This is a genomic window from Streptomyces sp. NPDC044061 (assembly GCF_056434305.1).
In genome coordinates this window covers 282399-306524 of the sequence record NZ_JBWKFL010000009.1, presented here as the reverse complement: position 1 = coordinate 306524, position 24126 = coordinate 282399, and the positions used below count along the sequence as shown (strand labels likewise).

The 24126-nt window shown below is 71.3% G+C and carries 25 protein-coding genes and 1 pseudogene; 13 read left to right on the top strand and 13 right to left on the bottom strand.

Annotation, left to right across the window (positions count from 1 at the left end):
• Nucleotides 1-40: 40 nt before the first annotated feature.
• From AC07CM_RS17550 to modA, 4 genes are read right to left on the bottom strand one after another with little or no spacing between them, the layout of a single operon-like run.
• A complete protein-coding gene (locus AC07CM_RS17550; RefSeq protein ID WP_478877273.1) occupies nucleotides 41-460 on the bottom strand; it encodes a TOBE domain-containing protein in 420 nt (139 codons plus the stop codon).
• 28 nt (nucleotides 461-488) lie between these two features.
• A complete protein-coding gene (locus tag AC07CM_RS17545; protein ID WP_478877272.1) occupies nucleotides 489-1574 on the bottom strand; it encodes an ABC transporter ATP-binding protein in 1086 nt (361 codons plus the stop codon).
• A gap of 52 nt (nucleotides 1575-1626) precedes the next feature.
• On the bottom strand, nucleotides 1627-2472 hold the full coding sequence (gene modB, locus AC07CM_RS17540) for a molybdate ABC transporter permease subunit (protein WP_478877271.1): 846 nt from the start codon (nucleotides 2470-2472) through the stop codon (nucleotides 1627-1629).
• Complete coding sequence (gene modA, locus AC07CM_RS17535) at nucleotides 2469-3287, bottom strand: molybdate ABC transporter substrate-binding protein (protein ID WP_478877270.1); 819 nt, start codon at nucleotides 3285-3287, stop codon at nucleotides 2469-2471. The genes modB and modA overlap by 4 nt, the downstream gene beginning before the upstream one ends.
• A gap of 203 nt (nucleotides 3288-3490) precedes the next feature.
• Between modA and AC07CM_RS17530 the strand changes: the two genes are divergently transcribed.
• Nucleotides 3491-3979, top strand: a complete 489-nt coding sequence (locus tag AC07CM_RS17530) for a molybdopterin-dependent oxidoreductase (protein ID WP_478877269.1) — start codon at nucleotides 3491-3493, stop codon at nucleotides 3977-3979.
• 163 nt (nucleotides 3980-4142) lie between these two features.
• On the opposite strand, the gene AC07CM_RS17525 is transcribed toward AC07CM_RS17530, so the two are convergent.
• From AC07CM_RS17525 to AC07CM_RS17510, 4 genes are all read right to left on the bottom strand, one after another.
• Nucleotides 4143-4538: a TOBE domain-containing protein gene (locus AC07CM_RS17525; protein WP_478877268.1), complete on the bottom strand. Its 396-nt coding sequence runs from the start codon at nucleotides 4536-4538 to the stop codon at nucleotides 4143-4145.
• Nucleotides 4539-4604: 66 nt separating this feature from the next.
• Nucleotides 4605-6557, bottom strand: a complete 1953-nt coding sequence (locus AC07CM_RS17520; RefSeq protein ID WP_478877267.1) for an APC family permease — start codon at nucleotides 6555-6557, stop codon at nucleotides 4605-4607.
• A 327-nt stretch (nucleotides 6558-6884) separates the two neighbouring features.
• Nucleotides 6885-7442 carry a hypothetical protein gene (locus tag AC07CM_RS17515; protein ID WP_478877266.1) on the bottom strand — a complete coding sequence of 186 codons (558 nt, stop codon included), beginning with the start codon at nucleotides 7440-7442 and terminating at the stop codon, nucleotides 6885-6887.
• Between the two features lie 124 nt (nucleotides 7443-7566).
• The gene (locus tag AC07CM_RS17510) at nucleotides 7567-8097 is read right to left on the bottom strand and encodes a universal stress protein (RefSeq protein ID WP_478877265.1); all 531 of its coding nucleotides are present in this window, start codon (nucleotides 8095-8097) and stop codon (nucleotides 7567-7569) included.
• A gap of 209 nt (nucleotides 8098-8306) precedes the next feature.
• Between AC07CM_RS17510 and AC07CM_RS17505 the strand changes: the two genes are divergently transcribed.
• The 6 genes and pseudogenes from AC07CM_RS17505 (at nucleotide 8307) to AC07CM_RS17480 (ending at nucleotide 14763) form a co-directional block, all read left to right on the top strand.
• On the top strand, nucleotides 8307-8879 hold the full coding sequence (locus AC07CM_RS17505) for a hypothetical protein (RefSeq protein ID WP_478877264.1): 573 nt from the start codon (nucleotides 8307-8309) through the stop codon (nucleotides 8877-8879).
• Nucleotides 8880-8985: 106 nt separating this feature from the next.
• Nucleotides 8986-10414 (top strand): annotated as a pseudogene (locus AC07CM_RS17500) (glycoside hydrolase family 43 protein).
• 146 nt (nucleotides 10415-10560) lie between these two features.
• On the top strand, nucleotides 10561-11856 hold the full coding sequence (locus tag AC07CM_RS17495) for an extracellular solute-binding protein (protein ID WP_478877263.1): 1296 nt from the start codon (nucleotides 10561-10563) through the stop codon (nucleotides 11854-11856).
• 5 nt (nucleotides 11857-11861) lie between these two features.
• Nucleotides 11862-12860: a carbohydrate ABC transporter permease gene (locus AC07CM_RS17490; RefSeq protein WP_478877262.1), complete on the top strand. Its 999-nt coding sequence runs from the start codon at nucleotides 11862-11864 to the stop codon at nucleotides 12858-12860.
• Complete coding sequence (locus AC07CM_RS17485) at nucleotides 12857-13684, top strand: carbohydrate ABC transporter permease (RefSeq protein ID WP_478877261.1); 828 nt, start codon at nucleotides 12857-12859, stop codon at nucleotides 13682-13684. The genes AC07CM_RS17490 and AC07CM_RS17485 overlap by 4 nt, the downstream gene beginning before the upstream one ends.
• 29 nt (nucleotides 13685-13713) lie before the next feature.
• A complete protein-coding gene (locus tag AC07CM_RS17480) occupies nucleotides 13714-14763 on the top strand; it encodes an endo-1,4-beta-xylanase (protein ID WP_478877260.1) in 1050 nt (349 codons plus the stop codon).
• 116 nt (nucleotides 14764-14879) lie between these two features.
• On the opposite strand, the gene AC07CM_RS17475 is transcribed toward AC07CM_RS17480, so the two are convergent.
• Together AC07CM_RS17475 and AC07CM_RS17470 are read right to left on the bottom strand one after the other, a co-directional pair.
• The gene (locus AC07CM_RS17475; protein WP_317447797.1) at nucleotides 14880-15086 is read right to left on the bottom strand and encodes a DUF5999 family protein; all 207 of its coding nucleotides are present in this window, start codon (nucleotides 15084-15086) and stop codon (nucleotides 14880-14882) included.
• 326 nt (nucleotides 15087-15412) lie between these two features.
• Nucleotides 15413-15997 (bottom strand): hypothetical protein, encoded by a 585-nt coding sequence (locus AC07CM_RS17470; protein WP_478877259.1) that lies wholly within the window; start codon nucleotides 15995-15997, stop codon nucleotides 15413-15415.
• Nucleotides 15998-16568: 571 nt separating this feature from the next.
• Here AC07CM_RS17470 and AC07CM_RS17465 point away from each other — a divergent pair.
• The gene (locus AC07CM_RS17465) at nucleotides 16569-18086 is read left to right on the top strand and encodes a glutamate-cysteine ligase family protein (protein ID WP_478877258.1); all 1518 of its coding nucleotides are present in this window, start codon (nucleotides 16569-16571) and stop codon (nucleotides 18084-18086) included.
• Between the two features lie 104 nt (nucleotides 18087-18190).
• Nucleotides 18191-18988 carry a CPBP family intramembrane glutamic endopeptidase gene (locus AC07CM_RS17460; RefSeq protein WP_478877257.1) on the top strand — a complete coding sequence of 266 codons (798 nt, stop codon included), beginning with the start codon at nucleotides 18191-18193 and terminating at the stop codon, nucleotides 18986-18988.
• Between the two features lie 15 nt (nucleotides 18989-19003).
• Here the strand turns inward: AC07CM_RS17460 and AC07CM_RS17455 are convergent, their stop codons facing one another.
• Complete coding sequence (locus AC07CM_RS17455; protein WP_478877256.1) at nucleotides 19004-19816, bottom strand: PhzF family phenazine biosynthesis protein; 813 nt, start codon at nucleotides 19814-19816, stop codon at nucleotides 19004-19006.
• 44 nt (nucleotides 19817-19860) lie between these two features.
• Nucleotides 19861-20304 (bottom strand): hypothetical protein, encoded by a 444-nt coding sequence (locus tag AC07CM_RS17450; protein WP_478877255.1) that lies wholly within the window; start codon nucleotides 20302-20304, stop codon nucleotides 19861-19863.
• Between the two features lie 93 nt (nucleotides 20305-20397).
• Here AC07CM_RS17450 and AC07CM_RS17445 point away from each other — a divergent pair, with 93 nt between their 5' ends.
• Together AC07CM_RS17445 and AC07CM_RS17440 are read left to right on the top strand one after the other, a co-directional pair.
• Nucleotides 20398-20763, top strand: a complete 366-nt coding sequence (locus tag AC07CM_RS17445) for a MerR family transcriptional regulator (protein ID WP_478877254.1) — start codon at nucleotides 20398-20400, stop codon at nucleotides 20761-20763.
• A 125-nt stretch (nucleotides 20764-20888) separates the two neighbouring features.
• Nucleotides 20889-21539: a PadR family transcriptional regulator gene (locus AC07CM_RS17440; protein WP_478877253.1), complete on the top strand. Its 651-nt coding sequence runs from the start codon at nucleotides 20889-20891 to the stop codon at nucleotides 21537-21539.
• 110 nt (nucleotides 21540-21649) lie between these two features.
• Here AC07CM_RS17440 and AC07CM_RS17435 read toward each other — a convergent pair whose 3' ends face one another.
• Nucleotides 21650-22078 (bottom strand): type II toxin-antitoxin system Rv0910 family toxin, encoded by a 429-nt coding sequence (locus tag AC07CM_RS17435; RefSeq protein ID WP_478877252.1) that lies wholly within the window; start codon nucleotides 22076-22078, stop codon nucleotides 21650-21652.
• Nucleotides 22079-22292: 214 nt separating this feature from the next.
• Between AC07CM_RS17435 and AC07CM_RS17430 the strand changes: the two genes are divergently transcribed.
• Entirely contained in the window at nucleotides 22293-22874 is a 582-nt protein-coding gene (locus tag AC07CM_RS17430) for a hypothetical protein (RefSeq protein ID WP_478877251.1), read from the top strand.
• 87 nt (nucleotides 22875-22961) lie between these two features.
• Nucleotides 22962-23966, top strand: coding sequence for an EamA family transporter (locus tag AC07CM_RS17425; RefSeq protein WP_478877250.1), 1005 nt, complete (start codon nucleotides 22962-22964; stop codon nucleotides 23964-23966).
• Nucleotides 23967-24126: the final 160 nt, after the last annotated feature.

The following is a 24126-nucleotide window of genomic DNA, read 5'->3' as shown; positions in this document are numbered from 1 at the left end:
GGCCCCCGCCCGGACCGCCGGGCCGGGGGCCTCTCCCGTTTCACACCCTTTCCAGCGCCACCTCGGTCGACTTGATCAGCGCGATCACGTCGGAGCCCACGAACAGCCCGAGGTCGGTGGCCGCGTCCTTGGTGATCACGGCGGTGATCTCTCCGCCGGCCACGGTGACCTTCACCGTCGCCATGACCGAGCCGAACTCCATGTGCGTGACCGCGCCGGGAACCTGGTTGCGGATCGACAGGCCCTCGTAGCTGCTGGTGGCGATCGAGACCTCCGTCGACTTCACCAGAGCGCGGACCGGGGAGCCCGGGGCGAGGCCGAGCGCTTCGACGGCCTCCAGGGTGATGGCCGAGGTGAGGTCCTGCCCGCCGTCCAGTCGGACCTTGACCGTGGCCATGACCTCTCCGGGGTGGACCTCGGTGACGGTTCCGGGGAGCTGGTTGCGGATGCTCAGTGTCATGGGCACCCACCGTAGAGCGCCCAGGCGTTCAGGCCGGGTATGCGTGGGTCTGGGTCGCTTTGACCGTCGCCCAGACAGCGGCGCCGGGGTGCAGGTCGAGCTCCGCCGCGGCGACCGTGGTGAGGTCGGCGGCGAGTGGGAGTTCGCCGGTGAGGTCGGCGCGGATCTGGTCGCCGTGGGTCTCCAGGCCGGCGACCTCGCAGCGCCACAGGTTGCGGGCGCTGGCACCGGTGGGCCGGTCCCGGAACAGGGTGACGGCGCCCGGCGGGAACGCGACGAAGACCGGCCCGGACAGCACCTCCGTGGTGGTGATCGCGGGTCCCGCGTCGAGCCGTACCGTGTGCCCCTCGGCGTGTCCGCGGTAGAGGTTGAGGCCGACGAGCTGCGCGATGTAGTCCGTGCGTGGATGGCGGGCGATGTCCGACGGCGTGCCCTCCTGGACGACCCGGCCGTGCTCGACGACGACCAGCCGGTCCGCGAGCACCATCGCGTCCAGCGGGTCGTGGGTGACCAGGACGGCGACCGCCTCGAACTCGGCCAGGTGGCGGCGGAGCTGGGCGCGGACCTCCAGACGGGTGCGGGCGTCCAGGGCCGCGAGCGGCTCGTCCAGGAGCAGCAGCCGGGGCCTGGTGGCCAGGGCGCGGGCGAGCGCGACGCGCTGGGCCTGGCCGCCGGAGAGGCGGCGCGGCTTGGCGCCGGCGTGGTCGGCGAGGCCCATGCGGTCCAGCCAGGCGGCTGCCTGGGCGCGCGCCTCGGCCTTGCCGACGCCGTGGCAGCGCGGGCCGAAAGCCACGTTGTCCAGCGCGGACAGATGCGGGAAGAGCAGGTAGTCCTGGAAGACGACGCCGACCGGGCGGGACTCGGGCGGGGTGCCTTCCAGGGAGGCGCCGTCCAGCCGCAGGCGGCCCTCGTCGAGGGGGACGAGTCCGGCGAGGGCGCGCAGCGCGGTCGTCTTGCCGGCGCCGTTCGGGCCCAGCAGCGCGACGACGTCCCCGGGCGCGGCGGTCAGAGCCACGTCGAGCCGGAAGGAGCCCCGGTTGACGACGAGCCGGGCGTCCAGGCCCTGCTCGCCCTTCACCTCGAGGTCGGCCCTGAGGGCGTCGGTGTCGGTCATGAGTCCGTCCGTCGGCACAGCTGCGGGTTCGTCTTCCATCCTCGCGGCATCGTCAGGATCCCGTAAGCCACCGGTCCCGCAGCCCCGCCAGGACCGCGATGGACACGGTCAGCAGGACCAGGCTGAGGGAGATGGCGGCCTCGGGGTCGTTCTGCAGGGCGAGGTAGACCGCCAGGGGCATGGTCTGGGTGCGGCCGGGAAAGTTGCCCGCGAAGGTGATCGTCGCGCCGAACTCGCCGAGCGCGCGGGCCCAGGCCAGGACGCTGCCCGCGGCGATGCCGGGGGCGATCAGCGGCAGCGTGACCCGGCGGAAGGCGGTGAAGCGGGAGGCGCCGAGCGTGGTGGCCGCCTCCTCGAAGCGCGGGTCGGCGGCCCGCAGGGTGCCCTCGACGCTGATGACCAGGAACGGCATGGCGACGAAGGCCTCCGCGATCACCACGCCCGCGGTGGTGAACGGCAGGGTGATCCCGAACCAGGAGTCGAGCCACTTGCCGATGACCCCGTTGCGGCCCAGGGCGAGCAGCAGAGCCACACCGCCGACCACCGGCGGCAGGACGAGCGGCAGGGTCACCAGGGCCCGTACCAGCCCGCGGCCGGGGAAGTCCGTACGGGCCAGCAGCCAGGCCAGCGGCACCCCCAGGACGAGGCTGACGGCGGTCGCCGCCGTGGCGCTGACCAGGGACAGCTGAAGCGCCTGCCACACCTCTGCGCTGGTCAGCTGGTCCGGCAGGCTGCGCCAGGGAGCGCGGACGAGCAGGGCGACGAGCGGCAGCAGCAGGAACGCCAGGGCGACGACGCCGGGCACCAGCAGGGGCAGTGGCACCCCGCGGGTGCGGCGGCGCCGCGGTCCACCCGTGCGGGGGTCGGCCGCGGCGCCGGGCTTGTCGAGCGAGGTCACGGCTTGAGGAACCCGGCCCCGCTCAGGACCTGCTGGCCCTCGGCGGACCGCACGAGCGCGATGAACGCCTTCGCGGCCTCGGCGTTCCGGGCGTTCTTCAGCAGGGCGATCGGGTAGTCGTTGACGGCCTTGGCCGACTCGGGGAACTCCACACCCTCCACCTTGTCACCCGCGGCCTTCACATCGGTCTTGTAGACCACCGCGGCGTCGGCCTCCTTCAGCTCCACCTTCGTCAGGGCGGCCTTGACGTCCTGCTCGTAGGAGACCGGGGTGAGCTTAAGGTCACCGGCGTCCAGGGCCTTCTGGGCGGCGGCGCCGCACGGCACGGTCTTGTCGCACAGGACCACCTTCAGACCGGACTTGGTGAGGTCCTTCAGGGAGGAGACCTTGTCGGGGTTGCCCGGCAGGGTGGCGATCTCCAGCTGGTTGCGGACGAAGGTGGCCGGGGTGCCGGTCGCCTCCTTCTTGTCCGTCACGATCGCCATGGTCTTGGGGCTGGCGGCGGCGAAGACGTCCGCGGGGGCACCGCTGGTGATGCTCGCGGCGAGGGTGTCGCTGCCGCCGAAGTTGAAGCTGACCTTGGTGCCGGGGTGCTGCTTCTCGAACTCCTGGCCGAGGGTCGTGAAGCTCTCCTTGAGGGAGGCGGCCGCGAACACGGTGACCGTGCCGGACGGCTTCGGGTCCGCGGAGCCGGACTTGTCCGACTTGGTGGAGGAGTCGTCGGAGGAGGAGCAGGCGCTGAGTGCCATCAGGGCGGCGGCTCCCGCACCGGCCAGCTGCAGCATCCGCCGGGTCCGGCGCACGGAACGGGTCATCACGGATCTACTCCTCGGGATCTCTGGAACAACGTCGCGCCCTGCCACGGCCGGGCTTCGGCCATGCGTCGATGATACTGCCGCATCTGCCAGCCGTAAGTCTCCTGTCGCATCGCATGAGCTGCGAACTCGTGACTTGGAGCTGGCATGTGCGTTTGTACGGTGCCGGTCGGCGGGTACGGTCCTGCGGGAGGTGGTCGCAGGTGACGCTCGCCGAACTCGCCCTGACCGGCGATCTGGTACGACCCGCCCGGCTGACCGTGCCGGACCTGCTCGGCTGGCCGCAGCACGGGGTGGCGGTCAGCTTCGAGTGCGCCACCAGCGGCATCCAGCACCACCGGTTCACCGGTCCGCGCCTGTACGACGTGCTCGCCGACGCGGGACCCGGATTCGACCCGGCGCGGCGCAAGGACCGGCTGCGCTTCCTCATCGCCGTCACCGGTACCGACGGCCATCACACCCTGCTGTCCTGGGCGGAGATCGACCCCGACTTCGCAGACGCCCCCGTCCTGCTCGCCGTAACGATCGACGAGACCCCGCTGGACTCGGCCGGCCCCCAACTGGTGCTTCCGCAGGACCGCTGCGGGGCCCGGCACATCAGCGGCATCACGGCGATACGGATCGACGGAGGCTACGGCTTCGGCGGTCCGGCTCCAGCCACACCCGGGCGCGCGTCAGCGGCAGCTCCGTGAACGTGCCTGCGGCGTCCGGTGCGGCAGGGCGGCCTTCGGAAGGGAGCCCGCCGGAGGTGGCCGGGCATGTCGGAGCCGGGGCGCGCTGTGGGTTGGCTGCCGGACCGGCGGGCCTTCGCGGTCCTGCCGGTGCCCGGACGGCCGTTGCGAGGGGAGGCCCCGTTCAGACCCGGTCGATGTGCACGTTCGTGGACTTCACGCGGGCGGTGGCCTCCATTCCGACCTCCAGGCCCAGTTCCTCCACGGCCTCCCGGGTGAGCAGCGAGACCAGCCGGTGCGGGCCCGCCTGGATCTCGACCTGGGCGGCGACGTCGCCGAGCTTGATGGCGGTGACGATGCCCGGGAAGGCGTTGCGGACCGAGGTGTAGGAGGCGTCCTCGTCGCCGCCTCCCCCCCTGGCCAGTTCGACCGAGAACGCGGCGAGGTCCTTGCCGTCGATGAGCCTCCGCCCGGCCTCGTCGCGATGGGTGGCCACCCGGCCGGCGTCGGCCCAGCGACGGGCGGTGTCCGGGCTCACGCCGAGCAGCCGCGCGGCCTGGCCGATCGTGTAGGACTGCATGCCGGTCACGATAGGGCCACCGGCCGGGAACCTCCGAGGTGGGGCCCACTGCAGTGGGTGAGTGTCTCAGCCCGTGTGCACGCGCGGGCGCCGCTTGCGGTCCGGCTCCGCCTCGCGCAGCACCTCGCGGGTGACCGGGGCGACCTCGCCCTGGCCGAAGAGGAAGAAGCGCAGGAAGTTGGCGAACGGGCTGCCCTCGGTCCACTCGAAGTAGATGTGCGGGGTGCAGCCCGTCATGTCCCGGGCGTGCAGGAGGAGCGCGGCCAGGGCGTTGGGGATGGAGGCGGACTCCACGGTCAGCACGCGGTAGCGGTTGTGCAGGACCTCGCCGCGTACGGTCAGGCACGCCTCGAACTCGGAGGGGTCGGTGACCGTGACCTCGACGAAGACGAAGTCCTCCTGCTCGGGCATCTCGTTGTCGGCCCGGATCTGCTCGATCTTGTCGCGGTACTCGGCCTTGTCGCGCTGGTCGGGTTCGTTGGCGATGAACCGCATCTTGCGGCTGGCCATGTCCCGGACGAACCGTTCCGCCATCGGGTCCATGGTCACGTCGGTCACGCGCAGTTCGAAGGCGCGGGCCAGCCGGGACAGCAGCGAGACCAGGATGATGCCCGCGATGAAGCAGGCGCCGATCTTCACGCCGTCCGGGCGCTCGATGACGTTGGCGACGGTCGTGTACAGGAACACCACCGAGATGACCGCGAACGTGACGGTCCAGCCCCGCTGTCCCGCCTTGCGCGAGGCGATGGTCACGGCGATGGCCGCGGAGCTGATCAGCACCAGTACGCCGGTGGCGTAGGCGCCGGCCTGCTTGTCGACGTTGGCGTCGAAGAGCCAGGTCACCAGGAAGGCGATCAGCGTGAAGACGATGACCATCGGGCGGACGGCGCGCGCCCAGTGCGGGGCCATGCCGTACCGGGGAAGGTAGCGCGGCATCAGGTTGAGCAGGCCGGCCATCGCGGAGGCGCCGGCGAACCACAGGATGGTGATCGTCGAGACGTCGTAGACGGAGCCGAACGCTCCGCCCAGGTACTCGTGCGCGAGGTAGGCGAGCGCACGTCCGTTGGCCTGGCCGCCGGGCTTGAACTCGTTCTCCGGTATCAGCAGCGTGGTGATGAAGCTGGTGGTGATCAGGAAGGCACTCATGATCAGGGCGGCGGTGGTCAGCAGCTTCTTGGCGTCCCTGATCCGGCCGGTCGGCCGCTCCTCGGTGTCGGTGGCGTCGCCCTGGACGTGCGGCATGACGGCGACGCCGGTCTCGAAGCCGGACAGGCCGAGGGCGAGCTTCGGGAAGACGAGCAGGGCCACGCCGATCATGACGAAGACGTTGCCGTGCTCCGCGGTCAGGGCATTGGCCCAGTCGGTGACCACATGCCCGGCGGTGGCGACGTGATATAGGCCGACGATCACGACGACGAGGTTGAGCGCGAGGTAGATGCCGACCAGGGCGACGGCGACGCCGATGGCCTCCAGGAAGCCCTTGAGGAACACCGCGCCGAGCAGCGCCACAAGGAACAGGGTGATCAGCATCTGGTAGCCGTGCAGCACGCTGGTCAGGTGCGGGTTCTCCACCAGGTGGGTGGAGGCGTCGGCGGCAGAGAGGGTGATGGTGATCAGGAAGTCGGTGGCCGCGAAGCCCAGCAGGGTCAGTACGAACAACTTGCCCTGCCAGAAGGAGAGCAGCCGCTCCAGCATGGCGATGGAGCCCTCACCGTGCGGGCTCTCCTCCGCCACCCGGCGGTAGACCGGCAGGGCGCCGGCCAGGGTGACTATGACCAGCACGATCGTCGCGATGGGCGACAGCAGTCCGGCCGCCAGGGCCGCGATGCCCGGCTGGTAGCCGAGGGTGGAGAAGTAGTCGACGCCGGTCAGGCACATCACGCGCCACCAGCGCTGGCCCTTGTGCGGGGGTTCCGGCTCGGCATGGGGCCCGGTGTGGCCGCCGTGCTTGCCCATGTCGGACAGCCCCTCCAGCATCCAGGCGCGCAGGCGACTGGGAGGGTGCTCGGTCGTGACCATCGGCGTGCTCCTGTGTGCGGCTCAGCTGTTTCCGGCCATCACACGGACGGCGGCACCAGCGTAAGCAGAGAGTGACGCCAGGGCCCATGGATCCTGGGCTGGGGGGCGTCAATCTTGCGTTAAGAAAGGCCTGACTGGAGGCGGTGACACAGCAAGAAGCGGAGGCCCGGAGCTCGGTGGGGGCGCCTCGGACTGTCAGGGAAAAGGGCGGCCGCACGCTGGTTACCGGACACCGAGCGTCATCTCGTACGACATCTCCATGCTGCCCCGGCGACAGCCGGACCGCAGCCGCAGCGAGCTCCTGGCCGGGAGGCGGGACGGGACCCGCTAGTCCAGGCCCGACGTCCTGAAAACCGTCAGGGCGGTCTCGCGGTCGATGCGCTCCGCGAGGCGGTGCAGTTCCGTGACGCCGGCGAGGAGCGTGCCGTTCGTCTCCGAGGTGCGGGCGGCCTCGGCCAGGTGGTACCAGAGGTCGGGGTTGCGCAGCAGCACCTCGGGATCGATCTCGACCCGGGCGCCGAACGCGTCGCGCAGGACCAGCCGCTGTGCGATCCCGCCCAGCGGACGCACAGCGACCAGCAGATCGGTGCGGACACGACGGGTGCGCAGCAGGCGGCGGGAGGCCAGCCAGCCCGCGCCGGCCGAGACGCGGGCGGGAAGGAGCACGAGGAACAGCAGCAGGGCGACGGCGAGCCACAGGACCGCCCGCCACCCGGTGAGGCTGCCGGCCATCCGGTCGACGAGCAGCAGCATGCCCAGGAGTACCGCCGCGCACCGGGCCGAGCTGCCCAGGTCCGAGGCCCACTGGCGGTCGTGCGCGGCGGAACCGGTGCCGGGCGGGCGAGGGGCCGTCACCTCGGGGCGGGTGTCGTCGCGGTGCTCCATGAGTCCGACGGTAGGGAGCCGCTTGCCTGCTGGAACACAGCGGGACCGTTCGTTGACGGGACCCTGACGCCGGCGCCGCCCGTCTTGACGCGGTCGCAGCGCGCGGTCTTCCGCCGGCCGCTCCTCACAGGCCCCGGGTGTCCATGCGCAGGTGCCAGGTGTTGCGCCGGTGGACGGCCACCAGGTCGGACTCCAGCGGCGACGGCGGTACGGCGAGGACCGGGCAGCCGGCATGGCTGAGGCAGTGCCGGGAGACCCGGCCCGAGAAGGCACGCTGCAGACCGCGCCGCCCGGCACCCACCACCAGCAGGTCGTCCTCGCGGTCCGCGGTCGCCACGAGTGCCCTGCCCGGGGTGCCGCGGACGATGACGGCGTGCATCGGAACCCCCGGGCCCTCCTCACCGAAGATCTCGTCGAGCACCGAGGCCAGCCGCTGCTTGGCCAGCCGCTGCCACTCCTCGACCAGCAGGCCGACGGCGGGGGTGCGGTGTGCGGCGGGGTCACCGCCGGGCGGCTCCCAGGCCAGCACCGGCCATAGCTCGGCTCCCAGCCGGCGGGCCAGCGCGGTGGCCCTGCGCAGGGCCGTGACGCTGCCCAGGGAGCCGCTCACGCCGACCACCACACGGCCGGCCGCCGAGGCGTCGTAACCGGACATGTCTCCACCGTTCCTCACGGGTGCCCGCGGGTGCCCCCTGTCGGACGGGCCCGCGCACAGGGCTTCCCTCCCATCCCACTCCCGCGCGGACGATTCGACCAGCCGGCGGGACGAATCTCCGACAGGTTCCTGACGGCCGCGGTCCGCTCCGGCATCCGGTCCTGTCAGCATCCCGTCAGCGTCGCGGCGCTCCCCGTCAACATCGCGTCATGAGGCGTCGGGGGACGGACCTGGGCGGGTGCGGCGGCCTGGGCCGAGAACGTGGGGTCGACGGTGACGTCGGTGACGCCGAGCGGCGCCGTCGGCGTGCGAACCGGGGCCCGTCCGGGGTGGGTTCGGCAGGCTCGGGGTCGTCACCGCAGACCAGTTCGAAGCAGCCCCGCCTGATCGGCCGGCCGGTTGCCGCGCCCGTGGCCCGGGCGACCGTCGTGGGCCGGGAATGCGCCGCCGGTGACGACCTCGCGGAGCCGGAACTCCCCGCCGAGGCCCGGCCCGGGGACCTGCTCGCCGTCTTCGCGGCCGGCGCCGACCGGCTCTCCATGGTCTGCGCCCACAACATGGTCGGCCGTCCGCCCGTGGTCGCCGTACACGCGGCGCACGCCCGCCCGCTGGTTCGGCGCGAGTCTCCGGCCGACCTGAGCAGCCGGGAGGTCGGCCTTTTGCGCAGGCCTCGCCGCACCGCCGACTCCGGGCGGGCCTGTCCTCCCTCCCTCCCTCCCTCCCTCACCGGCCGGCCCGCCCGGGCTCCGCAGTTCTTCCGTTCCGGCCGAGTCCCCTCGTAGGGCTCAGTAATATTCGCCGCCAGGTTCGAAACTTTCGACTACCTGTGAGGCGTACATGCGGACGTAGGACAACCCCGTCCTCCCCGGCTTCCACCCGGACCCGAGCGTGTGCCGCGTGGGGGACGACCACTACCTGGTGTGCTCCAGCTTCGAGTACTTCCCCGGCCTTCCGCTGTTCCGCAGCCGCGACCTGGTGCACTGGCGCCAGATCGGCAACGTCCTCGACCGGCCGGGCCAGTTGACGCTGCCCGACGACGTGCCGGCTTCGGGTGGCGTCTACGCTCCGACGATCCGGCACCACGGAGGGCTCTTCCACGTCGTCACATGCGTCGTCGGTGCCGGAGGGACCTTCCTCGTCACCGCCGAGCGCCCCGAGGGCCCGTGGTCGGACCCGGTGTGGATCGACCTGCCCGGCATCGACCCCGATCTCGCCTGGGACGAGGACGGTCAGTGCTGGTGCGCCATGGCCGGGGTCACGGTGGCCCGCATCGACCCGCGGACCGGCAAGGTGCTCGAAGGGCCGCTGCCCATGTGGTCCGGCACCGGGCTGCGGGACCCCGAGGCGCCGCACCTGTACCGGATCGGCGACTGGTGGTACCTGCTGCTCGCCGAGGGCGGCACCGCGCTCGGCCACGGTGTGTCCTCCGTCCGCGCCCGCTCCCCGCGCGGCCCCTGGGAACCGGCCCCCGGCAACCCGCTGCTGTCCCACCGGTGCACCGGACTGCCCGTCCAGTGCACCGGCCACGCCGACCTGGTCCAGGCGGCCGACGGCAGCTGGTGGATGGTGCTGCTGGGCACCCGGCCGGGCGGCTTCTTCCCGGAGTTCCACGTCCTGGGCCGGGAGACCTTCCTGGTGCCGGTGGAGTGGGTGGACCGCTGGCCCCGGGTGGGGCCGGTCCTGGAGCGGCATCCGGCACCGGCCGCCTGGGCGCACCCTCGGCCCGAGCCGGTCCGCGACGACTTCACCGGCCCGGCCCTCGCGCCGCACTGGGTCTCACCCCGCCGTCGGCCCGACGGCTGCTGGTCCATGGACGAGCGGCGACAGCCTCGACCGGCCGGGGCACACCTTCGTGGGCCGCCGCCGGCAGCACCCCGACTGCCGGGCCGTCGTGCTGCTCGACCCCGGGACCGCGCGGGCCGGGCTGTCCGTCCGGCTGGACGAGGCCCACCACTACGACCTCGAGGTGACCGGGGGAGCGGCCGCGGTGGTGGCGAGGATCGGCCCGGTGCGGCGGCGCCTCGCCGAACACCCCGTGCCCGCGGGGCCGGTCACCCTCGCCGTCGACATCCGCGCGACCCGCAGGCCGAAGCCCCTGGAGGGACCCGACACCGTCGCCTTCTCGATCGAAACTTCCGAAGGATCTGTTCGGCTGGCCGCACTGGACGGCCGCTACCTCTCGACCCAGGTGGCCGGCGGGTTCACCGGTCGAGTCCTCGGCATGTACGTCACCGAGGGGCGTGCGGCCTTCGACTGGTTCGACTACGAGCCGCGAGCTGCTGCGCGACACCTTGACGCTCTCAACGCGTCTTCCTAAAGTCGCGGTTCGGAACGTTCGGGGATTCAATCGAATGTTTCGGCCCATCGAGGTGCGATCAACGATCCGGCAGTCAGCGGTGGGCCCCGCTTTCTCTCGTCGAGACCCTCTCCGAAGTAACTCCGAAAGTTTCGAAGGAGCACATGATGGGCGACCCTGCACTGTCCCGCCGCGGCTTTCTGGCGGCCTCTGTCGCCGCCGGTCTCGGGGTGACCGCACTCAGCGGCTGCGGCGGCGACTCGGACGGAGGGTCGTCCTCGGGGACGACCACGATCGAGTGGTGGAACATCTCGACCACGGAGCCGACCAAGACCGTCTGGGCCGGTCTCGCCAAGAAGTTCGAGGCGCAGAACCCCAAGGTCAAGGTGAAGATCGTCCAGTTGGAGAACGACGCCTACAAGTCGAAGATGACCGCGCTGACCGCCTCCGGGAAGCTGCCGGACATCTTCCACACCTGGGGCGGCGGCGTGCTGAAGCAGCAGGTCGACGCGGGGCTGGTCGAGGACCTCACCGACAGCACCAAGGTCTGGGCCGACGGGCTGCTGCCGGTCGCGAAGCAGCCGTATCTGCTGGACAGCAAGGTGTACGGCATCCCGTTCGACATCGGCATGATCGGGTTCTGGTACAACAAGAAGCTCTTCAGGAAGGCCGGGATCACCACGTCCCCGACCACCTGGAGCGGCTTCCTGGACGCCGTGAAGAAGCTGAAGTCCGCCGGTGTCACCCCGCTCGCCCTCGCGGGCAAGGAGAAGTGGCCCGGGATGTACTACTGGGCCTATCTGTCGATGCGCACCGCCGGCGTCGACGCGCTCCAGAAGGCCGGTGAGAGCAAGGACTTCACCGGCGCCGGGTTCGTGGAGGCCGGACGGCACCTGAAGGAGCTGGTCGATCTCCAGCCGTTCCAGAAGGGTTTCCTCGGCGCCGCGTACTCCTCTCCGACCGGCCAGGCGGCCACCGTCGGCAACGGCAAGGCGGCGATGGAGCTGATGGGCCAGTGGGCGCCGGTCGTGGAGGCCGACGCGGGCAAGGGCCTCGGCGCGGACCTCGGCTTCTTCCCGTTCCCCGAGGTCGAGGGCGGCCAGGGGAAGATCACCGAGGTGTTCGGCGGAGGCGGCGGACATGCCCTGCGCAAGGGCGCCCCGCAGGCGGCCGTCGACTTCCTGAAGTTCTTCGCCGCCGAGACCACCGACCGCGAACTGGTCAAGAAGACCGGGGTGTTGCCGGTCGTCCCGGCCGCCGAGAGCGTCCTCACCGACCCCAACCTCAAGGCGGTGCAGGTTCAGTTGAAGGCTGCCACCGGCTTCCAGCTCTACCTCGACCAGGCCTATGCGCCCGCCGTCGGCCAGGAGGTCAACGACAGCGTGGGCGCGCTCATCGCCGGCTCCAAGTCGCCCGAACAGGTCGCGCAGTCCATCACGAAGACCGCCAAGGAAGAGCAGTAGCCGCGATGACCTCCGCCTTCCTCGCCGACGAGCGGAGCGGCCCCGCCGTCGACCACCCGCCCCCGGCCGTGCGTGCGGCCCGCGGGCGGGCGCGGCGGCGCGCGCTGAACTGGCTCACCGCGGTCGGCTTCCAGCTGCCTGCGCTGGTGCTGTTCATCGGGCTGGTCCTGCTGCCGATGCTGTTCGCGCTGTACGCCGCGTTCTTCCGCTGGGGCGGCTTCGGCATGCCCTCCGACTACACGGGCGCGGACAACTTCACCCGGCTCTTCCAGGACCCGGTCTTCCTGGGCGACCTGTGGCGCTGCCTGGTTCTGGTGGTGCTCTCGCTCGCCCTCCAACTGCCGTTCGCGCTCGCCATGGCGGTCCTGCTCAACCAGCGGCTGCGCGGCCGGGCGGTGTACCGGATGCTGTTCTTCGCGCCGTACGTCCTGTCCGAGGCCATCACCGGCGTGCTGTTCGGCATGGTCTTCGCCCCGGACGACGGACTCGCCGACCATGTCCTGGGGGCCGTCGGCCTCGACCGTCTGGGCGGCGAGTGGTTCGCGGACCCGTCCTACGTCATGGCGACCCTCTTCCTGGTCATGACGTGGAAGTACTTCGGCTTCCACATGATGCTCTACCTCGCCGGACTCCAATCGGTCCCGGCGGAGTTGACCGAGGCGGCGCTGATCGACGGCGCCGGGCCCTGGCAGCGCTTCCGCAACGTCACCCTGCCGCTCCTCGCGCCCACCCTGCGCATCAGCGTCTTCCTGTCCGTCATCGGGTCGATCCAACTGTTCGATCTGGTGTGGGTGGTCACCCAGGGCGGCCCCGACCACCACTCCGAGACGATGGCCGTGACCATGTTCCAGTACGGCTTCAAGCGCTACCAGGTCGGCTACGCCAGTGCGGTGAGCGTGGTCATGTTCGCCATCTGCCTGGTCTTCGCCCTCACCTACCAGCGGTTCGTGCTCCGCCGTGACCTCGAAGGCGCCACGACGACGATGAGGGGAGCGGGCACATGACCCGGAAGTCCGTGCGGACCATGCCCCTGCACGTGATCCTCGTCGTGGTCGGCGCGGTGATGGTCGTCCCGCTGCTGTACGCCGTCCTTTCGGGCTTCAAGTCCACGGACGAGCTGTCCCGCAACCCGTTCGGACTGCCGGACCGGTGGCTGACCGGCAACTACACCGGCATCCTCGGCTCGGGCGACTTCTGGCGGCTGCTCGGCAACAGCACGCTGATCGCGGTGGCGACGACCGTGCTCGTGGTCGCCGTGTCCGCCCTCGCGGCCTTCTCCTTCGCCCGGTTCGCCTTCCGCGGGCGGGAGGTGCTGTTCACCTTCTTCACGATGGGGCTGATGTTCCCGTTCGCGGTGGCGGCCCTGCCGCTGTTCCTCCTGCTGCGTTCCCTGGACCTGCTGGACAACCCGCTCGGCGTGATCCTCCCGCAGGCCGCCTTCGGACTGCCGATGACGATCATCATCCTGCGCGGCTTCTTCCGGCAGATCCCCGGTGAACTGGAGGAGGCGGCCACGCTCGACGGCTGCGGGGCCTTCGGGTTCTTCTGGCGGGTGCTGCTGCCCATGGCCCGGCCCGCGCTCGGCACGGTCTCGGTGCTCGCCGTGGTCACCAGCTGGAACAACTTCTTCCTGCCGCTGCTGGTGTTCACCGACAGCACCTGGTGGACCCTGCCCATCGGGGTCCAGCAGTTCCAGGGCCAGTACTCGGCCGAGTACGCACGGGTCTTCGCCTACCTCGTGCTCGCCATGGTCCCCGCCCTCGCCTTCTACGCGGTCGCCGAGCGCCAGCTCGTCGGCGGCCTCACCGCCGGCGCCACCAAGGGCTGAACCCACCTTCGAGAGAGAGGAGTTCCACGATGCCCGGGAACAGCAGGCGTCTCGGACTCACCGGCGCCCTCGCGGCCGTCCTGGTGGCCGCGGGCCTCGCCACCGGCCCCGCCGGCCAGGCCCACGAGCGGCAGCCGACCCTCGCCGACCTCGCACAGCGGCACGGCCGGTACTTCGGCAGCGCCACCGACAACCCCGAACTCACCGACAGCGCCTACACGAAGATCCTCGGCAGCGAGTTCGACATGATCACGCCGGGCAACGGCATGAAGTGGTACGCCACCGAGCCGCAGCAGGGCGTCTTCGACTGGACCAACGGCGACCAGATCGTGCGGCTCGCCCGTGCCCGTCACCAGAAGGTGCGCGCGCACACCCTCGTCTGGCACAGTCAGTTGCCCGACTGGCTCACCTCGAGGCAGTGGACGGCCACCGAACTGCGGGCCGTGCTGAAGAAGCACATCACCACCGAGGTGCGGCACTACCGGGGCAAGGTGTACTCCTGGGACGTCGTCAACGAGGCGTTCAACGAGGACGGCACCTATCGCGAGACCCTCTGGTACAAGACCCTCGGCCCCGGCTACATCGCCGACGCGCTGCGCTGGGCCCACCAGGCCGACCCGCACGCCAGGCTCTACCTCAACGACTACAACATCGAGGCGGTCGGTCCGAAGAGCGACGCCTACTACCGGCTGGCCAAGGACCTCAAGGCCCGGGGCGTTCCGCTCGACGGCATCGGCCTCCAGGCTCATCTGGCCCTGCAGTACGGCTATCCCACCACCCTGCAGGACAACCTCCGGCGCTTCTCCCGCCTCGGCCTCGACACCGCCCTCACCGAGGTCGACATCCGGATGCAACTGCCCGCGACCGACGAGAAGCTCACCGAGCAGGCGAGCTGGTACCGGGACCTGGCCAGGGCCTGCCTCGCCGTGCGCCGCTGCGTCGGCATCACGATCTGGGACTACACCGACAAGTACTCCTGGATCCCGGCCTTCTTCCCGGGCGAGGGCGCGGCCCTGCCGTGGGACGAGCGGCTGAACCCCAAGCCGGCCTACGCGGCCCTGCGGGAGGCGCTGCGATAGCGCACGACTACGGGCGGTAGCGACCCCCGGACACGCGTCGGGGCCGGTGCGCACCATGGGCGTGCGGCCGGCCCCTCTGGGTCACGGGCGGTACGGCGGACCGCCCGGGGTGCTGCTCAGGCGGCGGTCATCACCCGATCCGCACCGAGCGGTCGGTGCGGGGCGATGACGCGGCCGTCGGGCAGCAGCTCACCCGTGTCCTCGAAGAGCAGGACGCCGTTGCACAGCAGACTCCACCCCTGCTCCGGGTGGTGCGCCACAAGACGGGCGGACTCCCGGTCGGCGGACTCGGCTGGCGGACACGGTGGCTGGTGCTGGCACATGGGTGGGATCTCTCGCTCTGTTGTGGTCATGTCCGTCCCCCGTGGTGATAGTCGGTCGGAACCCAGTGTTGCCCTTGGGGCGTCATTCCGCAGGGATTTCGCAGCACCGCTTCTCACAGGTTCATGACGCGTCACCCGCCCGGACGGTTCATTCCAACTGCACTGTCCCTTTGGGTGGTTCGGAATGGCCCCATAGGGCTAGTCCGGGCGGAAGAGATCCTTTTCCGGCTCGTAGGAGCGAGTTTTCGCTCGTACGAGCGGCAATGCGCCGGGAAAAACAGACGCACCCCGCTTCCCGGAGGAGAAGCGGGGTACGCGAGTCCCGTTCAGGCAGGCGAGCCGAGCAGTTTGACGGGAGTCGCCCGATGGGTCAGAACCGGGAGCAACTCGGCGACCCGGTGCGGACGGTGGGCCGAGATGCCGGGCGGTGCCGGGGCCAGCGGGACGAGCAGGTCGGTGGCGGCCGGATGGCCCTCGCCGGCGTCGGCGGCGATGTCACCGTGCAGCCACAGGGTGAGCATGTACAGCCCCGGCACGGACAGCAGCCGCGGCTGGTACGGCTGCTGCAGCGCCTCGGCCTGCTGCAGGGCGCGCTCGGTGGAGGCGATGTAGGGGCCCTCGAAGAAGTGCGAGAAGGCCCAGCCGTCCGGTGTCAGCATGGTGTCCGCGGCGGCCACCGCGCGGTCGCCGCAGCGGATCAGGAAGCGCCAGCCGGCCAGCCGGGTGGCGGACAGACCCTGTGCGGTTATCCGGTCCAACACGTACACGGGAAGCGGCAGTTCGGGCTCCCCGGGGCCCTGCGCGGCGCGCAGGGAAGGGGTTCGGGCCTCACGGACCGCGGTGGGGGAACCGAGGGCCGTGAGGACGGAGCGCAGTGCGGGCGCGGGGGCAGGGGGCACGTGCAGCGGCATGGTGGGTCGCCTCTCGTTCGACAGGCGCGGCGGCGCGAGAAGGGTGGGGCGGACGGCGCTGTCTGCTCACGGGGGTGGCCTGAGAGGTGGGGGCCCGGATCGTTGAACGAGGGTGCGGCTGAGGCCTGCCGCCCGTCACCTTGACGGCAGGAACACGACAGAAACCGGGACCGCGGGCCCAACCTTAGGCCTTCTTCGCGAAGTTTATACGAGACGTGTTCAGTCGATGTTTCGTCTATCGGATTCCGGGCAGCCGGGCAAGGCGCTATTCAGCCGACGATTCGCGCGAAAAATCCCGATTTCCCGGCCGGAACGACGCTGCTGACCTCGTAATACGTCGCCGCCGCGGTCGGCCGAATGTCGTCGGCGTTTTTCACGAGGCGATCGGGGCACCCGAAGATGCAAGCTGCGTCATGCCCCGTGAATGTGCCGCGGGGAACATTCCGACAGGGTAGCGGGTGCCGGGCCCGCGTGGGACGTTATCGATCGCTTCCGCTGGGCATCATCCCAACCTGGACCGGGACCCCGGCGGCCGGATCTGCGGCCCGCCCATCCGAGGAGGGACACTTCGATGGGGGAGAAGGTCGTGGCAGGGCAGTTCGACCTGTCCGATCGCCAGCGCTACCGCGAAAAGCTCCACAAGTGTCTGGCGGGACTGGAGCGGCTGCTGGTCGAGAAGCGGTTCGACCGCCCCAAGAACCTCATGGGTGTCGAGATCGAATTGAATCTCGCCGGCCCCGACGGCATGCCGAAAATGCTGAACGGGCAGGTGCTGGAGCGTATCGCCAGCCGCGATTTCCAAACAGAACTCGCCATGTTCAATCTGGAAGTGAACATAGCCCCACACCGGCTGGGAGGTCGGGTATTCGACCGGCTCGCCGAGGAACTGCGCACCTCCCTGGCCTACGCCGACCGCAAGGCCGGCGAGGTGGACGCCGGCATCGTGATGATCGGAATTCTGCCCACGCTCGACCGCGACGACCTTGTCTCCGCCAACCTCTCCGAGGTGGACCGCTACACCCTGCTCAACGACCAGATCGTGGCCGCCCGCGGCGAGGACTTCCTCCTCGACATCGAGGGAGTGGAGCATCTGACCTGCACCTCGAAGTCCATCGTCCCGGAGGCCGCCTGCACCTCTGTGCAGCTGCACCTGCAGGTCACCCCGGCGCGCTTCGCCGACGTGTGGAACGCGGCGCAGGTGGCCTGCGCCGCGCAGATCGCCGTCGGCGCCAACTCACCGTTTCTGTTCGGCCACGAGCTGTGGCGTGAGTCCAGGCCGCCGCTGTTCCTGCAGGCCACCGACACCCGCCCGCCGGAACTCCAGGCCCAGGGGGTGCGGCCGCGCACCTGGTTCGGCGAGCGGTGGGTCTCCTCCGCGTACGACCTGTTCGAGGAGAACCTGCGGTACTTCCCGGCACTGCTGCCGATCTGCGCCGACGAGGAGCCGCTGGACGTCCTCGACGCCGGTGGCATACCCAAACTGGCCGAGCTCGTCCTGCACAACGGCACTGTGTACCGCTGGAACCGGCCCGTATACGACATCGCGGACGGCGTCCCGCACCTGCGCGTGGAGAACCGTGTGCTGCCGGCCGGACCGACCATCACCGACGTGATCGCCAACGCGGCCTTCTACTACGGCCTGGTGCGCGCCCTGGCCGAGGAGCCGCGCCCGGTGTGGACCCGGCTGCCCTTCGAGGCGGCCGAGGCCAACTTCGACGCCGCGTGCCGGCACGGCATCGACGCGCGCTTCGTCTGGCCGCGGCGGGGACGCTACGGCGGTACGGGCGAGGTCGACGCGGTCACCCTGGTCCGCGACGAGCTGCTGCCGCTGGCCTCGGCGGGTCTGGACGCCTGGGGTGTGGAAACCGCCGACCGGGACCTCTACCTCGGCGTCATCGAGGAGCGCTGCCGGCGCCGGGTGAACGGCGCGTCCTGGCAGGCGGCCACCTTCCACCGGGCCCTGGAGCAGGGCCTCGGCCGCGACGCCGCGCTGGCCGCGACGACACGGCGCTACGCCGAGCTGATGCACGTGGGAGAACCGGTGCACACCTGGCCGGTGGGCCTGCCCGAGCCGGTGCCGCTGGGCTGAGGGCCGTTCCCCCTGTCGCCCGGCCCGGGAAGCCCGGCCCGGGCGAACGCTCCTTGCTGTGATCCGGCATGCTGTGACCTCGCACGACCGGACCGAAGGCAGGAGTGCACGTGGAGGCTGACCCGGTGGCCGAGGCTCATCCGCAGCGGTTCCCGCGGCGGATCTTCCGGGACGAGACGCTGCTCGTTCTGGCGCTGTCGCTCGGGGCGAGCGGGGTGTCCGCGTTCATCAGTTTCGTCGGGTCGGTCACCAAACCGGGCGGGCTCAAGGACCAGGCGGCCACCCTCAACGCCTCGGCCGCGCCCGGCCGCCCCTGGCTCGACCTCGCCTGGCAGCTCTTCGGCATCGCCAGCGCGCTGGTCCCCGTGCTCCTGGTGGCCCATCTGCTGATGCGCGAGGGCGAGAGCCTGCGCACGCTCGGCTTCGACCGCACCCGCCCCTGGCCCGACCTCGGCCGGGGCGCCGCGATCGCGGCGGTGATCGGAAGCACCGGTATCGCCTTCTACCTGGCCGCCCGCGGCCTCGGCTTCAACCTCACCGTGGTGCCCGAGGCGCTGCCCGGCGTGTGGTGGAAGTACCCGGTGCTGATCCTGTCCGCGCTGCAGAACGCGATCCTCGAGGAGGTCATCGTCGTCGGCTATCTGCTGCGCAGGCTGGGGCAGTTGGGCTGGACCCCGGGGACCGCACTGGTGGCCAGTGCGGTCCTGCGCGGCTCGTACCACCTCTACCAGGGCATCGGCGGCTTCCTCGGCAACATGGTCATGGGCGTGGTCTTCGTCCTGCTCTACCGGCGCTGGGGCCGGGTCGGGCCGCTGGTCGTCGCGCACTCCCTGCTCGACATCGGCGCGTTCGTCGGCTACGCCCTGCTCGCCGGCAAGGTGGGCTGGCTGCCGACGGTCTGAGGACGGGCCGCCCGCTCAGGCGAGCAGTTCGCCCTCGATGACCGTGACCGCGCGGCCGGTGAGCAGCGTGCGGTCACCGCGCAGTGCGGTGCGGACCAGGCCGCTGCGGCGGGAGGCCTGCAGACCGGTGAGTTCGCCCCGGCCGAGGCGGGCGGACCAGTGCGGGGCGAGCGCGGTGTGGGCGCTGCCGGTCACCGGGTCCTCGTCGATGCCGACGTTCGGGAAGAAGCAGCGGGAGACGAAGTCGTAGCCGAGGGACGGGTCGTCGGCACGGGCGGTGGCGATGACACCGCGCGAGGAGTGCGCCATGAGGGCCTTGTGATCGGGAGCGAGTCCGAGGACCGTCCGCTCGTCGGCCAGCTCCACGAGCAGGTCGCCGACGTGGGGTCCCGTGTCGTGGGCGACGACCGGCTCGGCGCCCAGGGCCTTGGCGAGCCCGTCCGGGACCTGCACCGGGGTGAGCGGGGCGGTGGGAAAGTCCAGGGTGATCCAGCCGTCCGGGCCGGGCGTGGCGACGAGCACCCCGCTGCGGGTGGCGAACCGCACCGGCCCCTCGTGGGCGCCGCTGGTGTGCAGGACGTGGGCGGTGGCGAGCGTCGCGTGCCCGCACATCGCGACCTCGGCGACGGGCGTGAACCAGCGCAGCGCCCAGTCCGCCTCGCCGCCCTCCGGCAGCCGGTGCGCGAACGCCGTTTCGGCGTGGTTGACCTCCAGGGCCACGTTCTGGAGCCAGTCGTCGTCCGGGAAGACGTCGTCCAGCAGCAGGACCCCGGCCGGGTTGCCGGCGAAGGGCCGGTCGGTGAAGGCGTCGACGATTCGAATGCGCATGGCGCAGACGCTAGAGCCGCGGGAAGCCGCGGACCAAGGCCAATTCACGAGCGTTGGACCGATTTCGCCGTGCCGGCCCCGCGCACCGTGACCCAGGGCGCGAGCTGAGCCACGCCGAACGCCACCTCCACCACGAGGAACGGCCACAGCACCCGCGGGCCGCCGTGCGCCAGCGCGTACGCCTGCCCCAGGGCGAAGAGCGTGCGTGCGACTCCGTCGAGCAGGCCGTGCAGGGGCAACGGTCGTACGACGCGCAGGACGGACCAGACGACCACGACCGAGCCCATCAGGTTGGCGTAGAGGGTCTGCATCGGGTCCTGGGCGGGGAGGGTGCCCAGCCCGGCGGCGTCACCCGCCGCCGACAGCAGGCGGTGCACCAGCGCGTACGTCCACGGCGTCGCGAAGCCGGCGGTGACGAGCAGGTCGTACCAGCCGCTCGACCGCACGAGGCGCAGGTAGGCGGGGCGGGAGGGCGCGGAAGGGCTCACGGAGGGCTCCTCGGTCGGGCTCTGCTGGGTCGCGGCTCACGCTAAACAGCGGAGTACGCTCCAAGGTCAAGTCCGGGAAGCGGTGGGGGAGTCGTGCGCATCGGAGAACTGGCCGCTCGAGCGGGCCTGTCCAAGGACACCGTTCGCTTCTACGAGCGCATCGGGCTGATCGAGGGCCGGCGTCTGTCCAACGGTTACCGCGACTTCCCGCCCGAGACGCTGACCTGGCTGTACTACGTCCGCACCGCGCAGACCCTCGGTTTCACGCTGGCGGAGATCGCCCGGCACGGCGCCGAGCTGCGCGACGCCCCCGACAGTGCCGAGGCGCTGTCCGCGCTGCTCGCGGACAAGATCCGCGTCATCGACGAGCGCATGGCGGAACTCGTGGCCCTGCGCGCCGATCTGACCTCGCGCGTCGGTACCGGCTGCCCGCTGCGGGCGACCGGCACGGGCGGCTGACCAGCACACCTGCCGGGCTTGCGGGAGGGGCTTGTCATGCGATCGTTACCGATATATCGTTGAGCCATCGCGTAAGGAACGCGATCGATACGTGACAGATCAACGATGGAAATGGAGTGATCGCGATGCGTACCCACGGATTCGAGCGTGGACATCGTCAGGACGGCCCGGGCCGGCGCGGCCGGGGCGGGTTCGGTGGATTCGAGGCCCGGCGGGCCGCCTTCGGGCCCTTCGGTCCGGGTGGCCCCGGTTTCGGTCCCGGCGGGCCCGGTTTCGGCCCCGGCTTCGGCGGCCCGGGGCCCTGGGGGCCGCGAGGGCGGGGAGGCCCGAGGGGGCGGGCGCGGCGCGGTGACGTGCGCGCCTCGATCCTGGCCCTGCTCAAGGACCGGCCCATGCACGGCTACGAGATGATCCAGGAGATCGCCGAGCGCAGCGGCGGCGCGTGGAAGCCCAGCCCCGGCTCGGTCTACCCCACCCTGCAGCTGCTGGAGGACGAGGGTCTGATCGCCAGTGCGAGCGAGGGCGGCAAGAAGCTGTTCTCCCTGACCGAGAGTGGCCGCGCCGCCGCCGCCGAAGGCCCGGAGGCGCCCTGGGAGGAGGCCTCGCGCGGGGTCGACTGGGAGGCCCTCGGTGAGGTCCGGCAGGCCGGCTTCGGTCTGATGCAGGCCTTCGGGCAGGTCTGGAACACCGGAACCAAGGAGCAGCGCGAGAAGGCGCTGGCGGTCGTCAACGACGCCCGCAAGAAGCTGTACCTCATCCTCGCCGACGAACACTGAGGACGAGCACCGAGGACGAGCGTCGAGGTCGTACGGCCGGCACGAAGGCGCCCCGTGGAGACTCCGCGGGGCGCCTTCCCGTGCCAGGGGGACGTGTCCGTGCTCAGGCCTCAGGCCACCAGTCCGCCCAGCTTGCGCAGGGACTCGTTCAGCGCGGCCGTCGCCGAGTCCTTGAGCTTGCCCGCCATCAGTGACACCGCGGCGCCGGTGAACTCGCCGTCGATGCGGACCGTCGTGGCCTCGCCGTCCGGGGTGAGCGTGTAGCGGGTGGCCACGGTGACCGCCATCGGGCCCTTGCCGCGGATGGCGAACACCCGCGCCGGCTCCAACTCCTCGATGGTCCAGTCGACCTCCGCCGGGAAGCCCATCAGCTTCATGTTCTCCTGGAACGTGCCGCCCACCGCCAGACTTTCGGGCCCGCCCTCGGGGAAGCTGGTGTGGGTCGCGTTCCACTCGCCGTACGCCGACCAGTCGGTGAGCTGGGCCCACACCTTCTCGGCCGGTGCCTGGATGCGTGCCTCCGCGCTGACTTCGGCCATGCGACCACCCCTTCGTGTCGGGCTACGGTGTCGCGGAACGTAGCCGCAGGGCCTTGAACATTCAATACTGATGAACCGTCAGGAATTGTGGTTCCGCGGCCTGATCTCCTCCTCAAGGATGAGATTCCGGCCGGCGGCGTCCACTCCCTGCGGGACGCGAGAATGGTTCCCCTCGCCGATGACGCGGCCCCCTGAGGCTGATGAGGTAGAGGATGTGCAACACCGTACAGGCCGTCATCCCGCCGGTGACCAGGGCGGCCCGCTCCCGGACGACGCCGTCGGGCTCGGTGCCGAGCTGGCAGCGGTGGTCGCCGCTGCCCGCCGCAGGGCCGTGCGGGACGGGGACCGGCAGATCGACACCGCCCATCTGCTCCACTCGCTCCTCGAGTCCGACCCCGAGGTCCGCGCCGCCGTCGGCGACGCCCCGCAGCTCGCCCGGCTGCTCGGCTATCTCGTGCAGCGCAGCATCGGTTACGGACTGCGCTGGCAGAGCACGGTGGAGGACTCCGGCGCGATCGCCGTCGTGCCCGACCTCGCCCTGTACGGCGGTGAGCCCAAGGAAGCCGGAGCCTGGTCGCCCACCGCGGCCGCCGCCATGGAGGATGCCCGCCGCCGCGCCCGGCAGCGCGGCGGGGCGACGGCCCGTGGCACCGAACTGCTCGCCGCGCTCGTCGTGGACCAGCGGTCCCGGGCGGTGGAGGTTCTCGAGCGCGCCGGCATCCCCGCCCGCGAGCTGTGCGCCCGGGTCGAGGCGCCCGCGGGAGAGTGCGCCGGCGACGGCGGGGCGCTCTGCTGAACCGGGCCGTCGGCCCCTCACCCCCCCTGTCCATCTCCTGAGACAGGTGTCAACGAGGGTGACGCTCCTGTCGTCGCCTGTCATCATGTGCCGGTGCATACGTCTGAGAGCAGTCAGGGCAGCCACGGCAGGGGCGTCGGGCTCGGCCTCGCCCTCGCTTCGGCACTGGCCTTCGGCGGGTCCGGAGTGGCGGCCAAGCCGTTGATCGAGGCGGGGCTCGACCCGCTCCACGTGGTGTGGCTGAGGGTCGCCGGCGCCGCCGTGTTGATGCTGCCCCTCGCCGTGCGGCACCGCGCCCTGCTGCGCCGCCGTCCCGCTCTGCTCGCCGGGTTCGGGCTGCTGGCCGTCGCCGGTGTCCAGGCCTGCTACTTCGCCGCGCTCTCCCGCATCCCGGTCGGCGTGGCGCTCCTCGTCGAGTACCTGGCCCCCGCGCTCGTGCTCGGCTGGGTGCGGTTCGTGCAACGGCGGCCGGTGTCGCGCGCGGCCGCGCTCGGCGTGGTCCTCGCGGCCGGCGGTCTCGCCTGCGTGGTGGAGGTGTGGTCGGGGCTGAGCTTCGACGCGCTCGGCCTGTTGTTCGCGCTCGGCGCCGCCTGCTGCCAGGTCGGCTACTTCGTCCTCGCCGACCAGGGCAGCGAGGCGGGCGACCGGGCGCCGGACCCGCTCGGCGTCATCGCCTACGGCCTGCTCGTCGGCACCGCCGTACTGACCGTGGTGGCCCGCCCGTGGAGCATGGACTGGTCAGTGCTGGCCGGCGCCGCGCGACTGAACGGCACCGCCGTACCGGCCGCCGCCCTGCTGGCCTGGATCGTCCTGGTCGCCACGGTCGTCGCGTACATCACCGGGGTGCTCTCCGTACGGCGGCTGTCCCCGCAGGTCGCGGGCGTCGTCGCCTGTCTGGAGGCGGTCATCGCGACCGTGCTGGCCTGGGTGCTGCTCGGCGAGCACCTGTCGGCGCCGCAGGTCCTGGGCGGTGCCGTCGTCCTGGTCGGTGCCTTCATCGCCCAGTCCTCGACACCCGCCAAGGGCTCGGCCGAGCCGGTGGCCGCGGGTGGCGCGGAAAGGGAGTTGTCCGCCCGGGGAACGGCGGCCTAGGGTGCTGATCATGCCGTCCGACGTACTCGCCCTTTCGCCGCCGGCCGCCTGAGGCGGGCCTCCGGGAAGAACACGCCCTGGCGCACGGCGCCGGGCGGGGACGGTGCTGCCCGCAGACGAAGTCCGCGCGACCCGCTGAGCCGGGCCGCCTTCCGACCTT

Coding starts and splice junctions, on each gene's coding strand:
- AC07CM_RS17485 (WP_478877261.1), top strand. CDS start 12,857: ATGACCCGGAAGTCCGTGCGGACCATGCCCCTGCACGTGATCCTCGTC.
- AC07CM_RS17515 (WP_478877266.1), bottom strand. CDS start 7,442: ATGGAGCACCGCGACGACACCCGCCCCGAGGTGACGGCCCCTCGCCCG.
- AC07CM_RS17475 (WP_317447797.1), bottom strand. CDS start 15,086: ATGTGCCAGCACCAGCCACCGTGTCCGCCAGCCGAGTCCGCCGACCGG.
- AC07CM_RS17520 (WP_478877267.1), bottom strand. CDS start 6,557: ATGGTCACGACCGAGCACCCTCCCAGTCGCCTGCGCGCCTGGATGCTG.
- AC07CM_RS17545 (WP_478877272.1), bottom strand. CDS start 1,574: ATGACCGACACCGACGCCCTCAGGGCCGACCTCGAGGTGAAGGGCGAG.
- AC07CM_RS17465 (WP_478877258.1), top strand. CDS start 16,569: ATGGGGGAGAAGGTCGTGGCAGGGCAGTTCGACCTGTCCGATCGCCAG.
- AC07CM_RS17510 (WP_478877265.1), bottom strand. CDS start 8,097: ATGTCCGGTTACGACGCCTCGGCGGCCGGCCGTGTGGTGGTCGGCGTG.
- AC07CM_RS17490 (WP_478877262.1), top strand. CDS start 11,862: ATGACCTCCGCCTTCCTCGCCGACGAGCGGAGCGGCCCCGCCGTCGAC.
- AC07CM_RS17480 (WP_478877260.1), top strand. CDS start 13,714: ATGCCCGGGAACAGCAGGCGTCTCGGACTCACCGGCGCCCTCGCGGCC.
- AC07CM_RS17495 (WP_478877263.1), top strand. CDS start 10,561: ATGGGCGACCCTGCACTGTCCCGCCGCGGCTTTCTGGCGGCCTCTGTC.
- modA (WP_478877270.1), bottom strand. CDS start 3,287: ATGACCCGTTCCGTGCGCCGGACCCGGCGGATGCTGCAGCTGGCCGGT.
- AC07CM_RS17550 (WP_478877273.1), bottom strand. CDS start 460: ATGACACTGAGCATCCGCAACCAGCTCCCCGGAACCGTCACCGAGGTC.
- AC07CM_RS17435 (WP_478877252.1), bottom strand. CDS start 22,078: ATGGCCGAAGTCAGCGCGGAGGCACGCATCCAGGCACCGGCCGAGAAG.
- AC07CM_RS17505 (WP_478877264.1), top strand. CDS start 8,307: ATGAGGCGTCGGGGGACGGACCTGGGCGGGTGCGGCGGCCTGGGCCGA.
- AC07CM_RS17525 (WP_478877268.1), bottom strand. CDS start 4,538: ATGCAGTCCTACACGATCGGCCAGGCCGCGCGGCTGCTCGGCGTGAGC.
- AC07CM_RS17455 (WP_478877256.1), bottom strand. CDS start 19,816: ATGCGCATTCGAATCGTCGACGCCTTCACCGACCGGCCCTTCGCCGGC.
- AC07CM_RS17440 (WP_478877253.1), top strand. CDS start 20,889: ATGCGTACCCACGGATTCGAGCGTGGACATCGTCAGGACGGCCCGGGC.
- AC07CM_RS17470 (WP_478877259.1), bottom strand. CDS start 15,997: ATGCCGCTGCACGTGCCCCCTGCCCCCGCGCCCGCACTGCGCTCCGTC.